Source organism: Dietzia sp. CW19, assembly GCF_014145265.1.
Classification (GTDB): domain Bacteria; phylum Actinomycetota; class Actinomycetes; order Mycobacteriales; family Mycobacteriaceae; genus Dietzia; species Dietzia natronolimnaea.
Genome location: NZ_JAALEE010000247.1, coordinates 1 through 7519, shown reverse-complemented (window position 1 = coordinate 7519; position 7519 = coordinate 1). Strand labels below are relative to the sequence as shown.

Below are 7519 nucleotides of genomic sequence, written 5' to 3'. Positions count from 1 at the left end.
GGACGCCTCCGCGCCGTTGGCGGACGAATTCCGCGTCCTGAGGGCCCGTGAGCACCGATCCTGTCCGCCAGCGCGGAGGAGGTGTCCGCCAACCGCGGGGAGGGTGTCCGCGGTCGGGTCAGCGCCCCGCGGTGGCCTTCTTGGCCGGCGACTTCTTGGCCGGAGACTTCCGGGCCGGGGCCTTCTTCGCCGCGGCCTTCTTCGGCGGGGCCTTCTTCGGCGGGGACTTGGCACGCCGCTCGGACAGCAGTTCCGAGGCGCGCGCGTCGGTGAGCGTCTCCACGGTGTCGCCCTTGCGCAGGGACGCGTTCGACTCCCCGTCGGTCACATACGGCCCGAAACGCCCGTCCTTGACCAGCATCTGCTTGCCGGAGACCTCGTCGACCCCCATCTCGCGCAGCGCCTTGGGTGCGGCGGCCTGCCGGCCCCGACGCTTGGGCTCGGAGTAGATCTTCAGAGCCTCCTCGAGCGTGATGGTGAAGACGGCGTCCTCGGTGTCCAGGGTCCGCGAATCGGTGCCCTTCCGCAGGTAGGGACCGTATCGGCCGAGTTGCGCGGTGATCTCCTCACCACTCGTGGGGTCGACGCCCAGCACCCGCGGCAGCGACAGCAGCTTGAGTGCCTGCTCGAGCGTGACCGTGGCCGGCTCCATCGACTGCATGAGCGACCCTGTCCGCGGCTTGGGGCCGGTGGGGTTGTCGGACTCCTTCTTGGCCTTGCGGGTCACGGCGGACTTGGCCTTGGTCGCGGCCTTCTTGGCCTCCGCCTTGGCCTCGTCATCCTTCGCGGCCGCCATCGCGGCGTCGCGCTCGGCGTCGATCCGCTTCTTCTCCGCCTCGGCGTCGGCGAGCACCTTCCTGGCCCACTGCGCCTTCTCCGCGTCGGTGGGCTCGGGCAGCTTCTCGGTGACGTAGGGGCCGAATCGGCCGTCCTTGACCACGATCTCGTGACCGGTCTCGGGATCCACGCCCAGCGGACGCCCGTCCTGCGGGGTGGCGAAGAGTTTCTCGGCCACCTCGAGCGTGAGCTCGTCGGGGCTCATCCCCTCCGGCAGGTTGGCGCGCTGCGACTCCTGCTCGCCGCCCTCCCCCGCGACCATGCGCTCGAGGTACGGACCGTAGCGCCCGACACGGACGTGGACCGGTCGTCCCTCGGAGTCGTCGAAGACCCGGATGGAGTTGATGCTGCGGGCATCGATGGCCTCGAGGTTCACGTCGATGAGGTTCTTGAGCCCGACCGCGTGATCCCCGTCCCCGGCCGACCCGGCGCCGTCGGGGTCACCGAAATAGAAGCGACGCAGCCAGTCGTCGCGGTTCTCGCGCCCCTCGGCGATCTCGTCGAGCTCGTCCTCCATGAGCGAGGTGAAGTCGTAGTCCACCAGTCGACCGAAGTTCTGCTCGAGCAGACCGATCACGGCGAACGCCACCCAGCTGGGCACGAGGGCGTTGCCCCGCGAATACACGTACCCACGGTCCTGGATGGTGCGGATGATGCTGGCGTAGGTGGAGGGGCGGCCGATCCCCATCTCCTCCATGACCTTGACCAGGCTCGCCTCGGTGTAGCGGGCCGGCGGGCTGGTGGTGTGGCCGTCGGCGGACAGATCCGAACCCGTGAGCGCCTGCCCCTCGCTGAGCCGGGGCAACCGCCGCTCGGCGTCGTCCGCCATGGGCTTGTCGGACGACTCGGTGGACTCCTCGGCGGCCTCGACGTACGCCTTGAGGAAGCCGGGGAACGTGATGGTGCGGCCCGAGGCCGCGAAGGTGGCCCGGCTGTACCCGGACGGGTTCTCGCCCGCGGCGCCCGTGATCCGGATGCTCACCGACGTGCCCTTGGCGTCGGCCATCTGGGAGGCGACCGTGCGCTGCCAGATGAGCTCGTACAGGCGGTACTCCTCGGCATCCAGCGCGCTGTGCAGCTGACCGGGCGTCGCGAAGGACTCCCCGGCCGGGCGGATGGCCTCGTGCGCCTCCTGGGAGTTCTTGACCTTGCGGGTGTACTGACGCGGGGTGGGCGAGACGTACTCGCTGCCGTACAACTCCGTGGCCTGCGCACGCGCGGCCGACATGCCGCCCTCGGACAGCGTCGTGGAGTCGGTACGCATGTAGGTGATGTAGCCGTTCTCGTACAACCGCTGGGCGATGCGCATGGTGCGTTCGGAGGTGTAGCGCAGCTTGCGGCCGGCCTCCTGTTGCAGCGTCGAGGTCATGAACGGCGCGTAGGGACGCCGGGTGTACGGCTTGGACTCCACGGAATCGACCACGAAGTCGGCACCGTCGAGGGCGTCCGACAACGCACGGGCCGCGGCCTCCTCGAGCACCACCGCGTCCTTGGCCGCGCCGGTGGTCTTGAGGCGGCCGTTCTGGCCGAAGTCGCGGCCCTGGGCGACCCGGGCACCGTCCACCGCGGCGAGGCGGGCCGTGAAGCTGCGCGGCTCCCCCGCGTCCCCGCCGGTGGCCTGCTGCGTCGTCAGGGTCGCGGTGATGTCCCAGTAGTCGGCGGCGACGAACGCCATGCGCTCCCGCTCGCGCTCGACGATCACGCGGGTGGCCACGGACTGCACGCGGCCCGCGGAGAGCCGCGGCATGACCTTCTTCCACAGGACCGGGGAGACCTCGTATCCGTAGAGACGGTCGAGGATCCGGCGGGTCTCCTGGGCGTCGACCAGGTCGGTGTCCAGCTCGCGCGTGTTCTCTGCGGCGGCGAGGATCGCGGGCTTGGTGATCTCGTGGAACACCATGCGCTTGACCGGGACCTTGGGCTTGAGCACCTCGAGCAGGTGCCAGGCGATCGCCTCGCCCTCGCGGTCGGGGTCGGTGGCCAGGAGGAGCTGGTCCACGCCGGCCAGTTCCTTCTTGAGCTCGGCGACCTTCTTCTTCTTGTCCGCGCTCACCACGTAGATCGGCTCGAAGTTGTCCTCCGGGTTCACGCCGAGCCGCGCCCACGGCTCCTTCTTGTACTTGGCCGGGATGTCGGCGGCGCCCTTGGGCAGGTCACGGATGTGGCCGACCGACGCCTCGACCACGTAGTCGGACCCCAGGTAGGGCTGGATCTTGCGGGCCTTGGTGGCGGACTCGACGATCACCAGGCTCCGCTTTCCGCCCGATGCTGTCTGCTTGCTCGCCACTGAACTGCTCCCAACCTGCGCTGATCCGTCGGCGACGTGTGTCGCCGAACTCCGGTCCCGGATACGGTACGCGTGCCGGGGCCTGTCTATGAGAATTCATACCAGGCCAGGGGCGCTCCCCGAGAGTCGCGTTCCGCCGCGGTTCCACCCCCGAGGCCGTGGACGGGCGCCGGTGCTCCGCCCTCTCCTCCCCCATGCGGAGGTGGGCCGAGGTGCCCTGGTGACGGTGAGAGATCGGCGACCCGGTGGGGATCGGTGCGCGGACGCATCCCTATATATATGTCTCCGTTCGCACCGGGCCGCCTCGTCGTCGTCGTCGTGGTCGTGGTCGTCGCCGTGGCCGTCGCCGTCGCCGGCGTCTCCGGTCATCGAGGTCATCGGGCTCGCACGCCCCCGGACACCTCGCCCGGGGGCCGCGCGCACTCCCGCCGATTGGCACGGATAGACAGACCGGTCTATGGTGATGACGAGGGGGCACTACGCCTAACTGGAACGTGTTACCGTTTTCCAATTCCGCCGCGGCCACGGGTCGCGCCGGAACCGGCGTACCGTCGGTGGCCGTACGGGAGTCACGACCAGCCCCGATCATCTCAGACGCAACGGAGGTCAGCAGCGGTGGGCAATGTGTCCAAGACCAAGCTGGACAAGGTGGTCATCCGCATCGCGGGCGACTCGGGTGACGGCATGCAGCTCGCCGGTGACCAGTTCACCTCGGAGGCCGCGGCCTTCGGGAACGACCTGGCGACCCAGCCCAACTACCCGGCCGAGATCCGGGCCCCCCAGGGCACGATCCACGGGGTGTCGAGCTTCCAGATCCAGATCGCGGACTACGACATCCTCACCGCCGGGGACCGCCCCGACGTGCTGGTGGCGATGAACCCGGCCGCGCTCAAGGCCAACATCGACGACCTGCCCTCCGGCGGCATCCTCATCGTCAACTCGGACGAGTTCACCAAGCGCAACCTCACCAAGGTGGGGTACGAGTCCAACCCCCTCGGCTCCCCGGCCTTCGAGGCGTTCCAGGTGCACGAGGTGGCCATGGGCACGCTGACCATCGGCGCCGTCGAGTCCGTGGACATCGGCAAGAAGGACGCCGAGCGCTGCAAGAACATGTTCGCGCTGGGCTTGCTGACCTGGATGTACGGGCGCACGGTCGACTCGATCGAGAAGTTCCTGGGCAGCAAGTTCGGCAAGAAGCCCGCCATCCTCGAGGCCAACGTCCTGGCCCTGCACGCGGGCTGGAACTACGGCGAGACCACCGAGGCCTTCGCCTCGGAGTACGAGATCATGCCGGCCCAGCTGCCGAAGGGTCGCTACCGCCAGATCACCGGCAACACGGCGATGGCCTACGGCCTGGTCACCGCGGGCAGGTCGGCGGACATGCCCGTGTTCCTGGGCACCTACCCCATCACGCCCGCCTCGGACATCCTGCACGAGTTGAGCAAGCTCAAGCAGTTCGACGTGACCACCTTCCAGGCGGAGGACGAGATCGCCGGCATCGGCGCCGCCCTCGGCGCCTCCTACGGCGGGGCGCTGGGCGTCACCTCGACCTCCGGCCCCGGCCTCGCTCTCAAGTCCGAGGCCATCGGCCTGGCCGTCATGACCGAGCTGCCGCTGGTGATCATCGACGTCCAGCGCGGCGGCCCCTCGACCGGGCTGCCCACCAAGACCGAGCAGTCGGACCTTCTGCAGGCGCTGTTCGGGCGCAACGGAGAGTCGCCCGTCGCGGTGATCGCCCCGCAGTCGCCCTCGGACTGCTTCGAGATCGCCCGTGAGGCGGCGCGGATCGCGGTCACCTACCGCACCCCCGTCATCGTGCTGTCCGACGGCGCGATCGCCAACGGCTCCGAGCCGTGGCTCCTGCCGGACGTGGCCGACCTGCCGGCGATCGACAAGAACCTCGCCACCGCGCCCGCGACCGGCGCCGACGGAGAGACCGAGGCCGCCGGGGACTACCTCCCCTACGCCCGTGACCCCGAGACGCTGGCCCGCGACTGGGCGGTCCCGGGTGAGCCCGGTCTCGAGCACCGCATCGGCGGGCTGGAGAAGGCCAACGGCACCGGCAACATCTCGTACACCGCGGAGAACCACGATCTCATGACCCGGACCCGGGCCCTGCGGATCGCGCTCATCGACGTGCCCGACCTCGAGGTCGATGACCCGTCCGGCGAGGCCGACGTCCTGGTGGTGGGCTGGGGATCGTCCTACGGCCCCATCGGGGAGGCGGTCCGCCGCGCCCGCGCCAACGGCCACCGCGTGGCCCGCGCGCATGTCCGCCACCTCAACCCGCTCCCGGACAATATCGGCGAGGTGCTCGCCAAGTACCACCGGGTGCTCGTTCCGGAGATGAACCTGGGACAGCTCGCCATGCTGCTCAAGGCCCGTTTCCCGGCTCAGATCCAGCCCATCACCAAGGTGCACGGCATGGCGTTCTCGGCCGAGGAGCTGCAGACCGCCATCGAGGCGGAGTTCGCCGGGCGACTCACCCACACCGAGCACGACAAGTACCGTCTGGCGCTCGACGGGGTCATCACCACGACCGGCGAGCCCGCTGCGCGCAACCGGCGGATCGGCCACACCGCCACCGGCACCACCACCGCCAACCGAACCCGCTGACCCGCGAGCGAGGAGAGGATTTCCATGACCACCACCGAACCCGGACTCGTGGGCAGCCCGCTGCCCCTGGACGCGTTGGCCTCCGTACCCAAGAGCGATGCGCCGCAGAAGCCCAAGGACTACACCTCCGACCAGGAGGTGCGTTGGTGCCCCGGCTGTGGCGACTACGTCATCCTGGCCACCATCCGCGCCCTGCTGCCCAAGCTCGGTCTCAAGCGCGAGAACATCACGTTCATCTCCGGAATCGGCTGCTCGAGCCGCTTCCCGTACTACCTCGAGACCTACGGGATGCACTCGATCCACGGGCGCGCCCCGGCGATCGCCACCGGGCTGGCCACCGCCCGCCCGGACCAGTCGGTGTGGGTGGTCACCGGTGACGGCGACGCCATGTCGATCGGCGGCAACCACCTCATCCACACCCTCCGCCGCAACGTCAACCTCAACATCCTGATGTTCAACAACCGGATCTACGGGCTGACCAAGGGCCAGTACTCGCCCACCTCGGAGCCGGGCAAGGTCACCAAGTCCAGCCCCATGGGGTCGCTGGACCACCCGTTCAACCCGCTGTCGCTGGTGCTCGGCGCCCAGGCGAGCTTCGTGGCCCGCGCCCTGGACTCGGATCGCAAGGGTCTGACCGAGGTCCTCGAGGCCGCCGCCCGCCACCGCGGCACCAGCTTCGTGGAGATCCTGCAGGACTGCCCGATCTTCAACGACGGCTCGTTCGACCTGCTGCGCAAGGAGGACGCGGGCGACCACCTCATCGCGGTCCGCCACGGCGAGAAGATCATCTTCGGCGACGACGGTCAGCACTGCGTGGTCCGCTCCGGTTTCTCGCTGAAGGTCGCGGCGACCGCCGAGGTCGACGAGGCCGACATCATCGTCCACGACGCCCACGCCGAGGACCCCTCTTACGCGCACGCGCTGGCGAACCTGTCCAGCCAGGACCTCGAGTACACCGTCACCGGCATCATCCGGCAGGTGCACCGCGAGACCTACGACGACCAGGCCCGCGCCCAGGTCGCCGCCGCCAAGGAGACCGCACCGGCGGACCTGCAGTCCCTGCTCGACGGCAGCAACACCTGGACCGTCGGATAGTCGGACACGCTGGCCGGACGGCCACACCGGCGAGACCGCCCCGGGGGCGGTCACCGCGCGGATCTGCATTCAGAGCCGGGCGGTGACCGTCCCCGCGACGCGTCCCCGGGCGTCCCAGGTGCGCTCGACCACGTCGGCGGTACCGTGCTCGTCGATCCGCAGCGCCGTCGTCGACCGGGTCCCGTACCACCGGCCGATCCGGACGAACCGCGACGACAGGCGCCACTCGTGCCAGAGCGGGACCCCCGTCCGCGGCAGGTGCCGGATCGGCGCCTTGCGGCGATCGGCGAGCAGGTCGAGTAGCGGGCCCGACCAGTCCTGACCGGAGATCGCCTCGGTGCCCAGGAGGGTTCGCACCTGCGCGACCGCGCCGACGACCTTGGGCCACGGGGTGTCGGGTGCCGCGTTGGACAAGCCGTGGACCCCGGTGCCCAACCGCATGGGCCCCCGACCTGACCGGTTGGAGGCCCACCACATCTCGTCGAGGTCGCCGGCCAGGAGGTTGACCGGCCCGTACCTGCCCAGATCGTCGACGACGTGCTGGGCGAACCCGGTCACGGGGACCGGTCCGGTGAGCGCGTCGACCGGAAGCTCACCCCGGGATGCTGCCGCCGGGCGCTCGGGGCCGCCCTCCCGGACGTTGGTGACCGCCGCCAACCGCGCCCCGGCGGCCAGCGAGAGCCA

4 protein-coding genes are annotated in these 7519 nt (G+C 69.9%); 2 read left to right on the top strand and 2 right to left on the bottom strand.

Features of this window, described 5'->3' with window-relative positions; genetic code table 11:
- Positions 1-118: 118 nt before the first annotated feature.
- Positions 119-3124: a type I DNA topoisomerase gene (topA, locus tag G6021_RS08095; RefSeq protein WP_182615894.1), complete on the bottom strand. Its 3006-nt coding sequence runs from the start codon at positions 3122-3124 to the stop codon at positions 119-121.
- 615 nt (positions 3125-3739) lie between these two features.
- Between topA and G6021_RS08090 the strand changes: the two genes are divergently transcribed.
- Entirely contained in the window at positions 3740-5740 is a 2001-nt protein-coding gene (locus G6021_RS08090) for a 2-oxoacid:acceptor oxidoreductase subunit alpha (RefSeq protein WP_179524438.1), read from the top strand.
- A gap of 24 nt (positions 5741-5764) precedes the next feature.
- Entirely contained in the window at positions 5765-6835 is a 1071-nt protein-coding gene (locus tag G6021_RS08085) for a 2-oxoacid:ferredoxin oxidoreductase subunit beta (protein WP_182615896.1), read from the top strand.
- Positions 6836-6904: 69 nt separating this feature from the next.
- On the opposite strand, the gene G6021_RS08080 is transcribed toward G6021_RS08085, so the two are convergent.
- Positions 6905-7519 (bottom strand): NRDE family protein (locus tag G6021_RS08080; RefSeq protein ID WP_182641030.1); only part of this gene is annotated, 615 nt, incomplete at its 5' end.

Excerpts from the sequence above, each read along its gene's own strand:
- G6021_RS08085 (WP_182615896.1), top strand. The coding sequence starts at position 5,765 with ATGACCACCACCGAACCCGGACTCGTGGGCAGCCCGCTGCCCCTGGAC.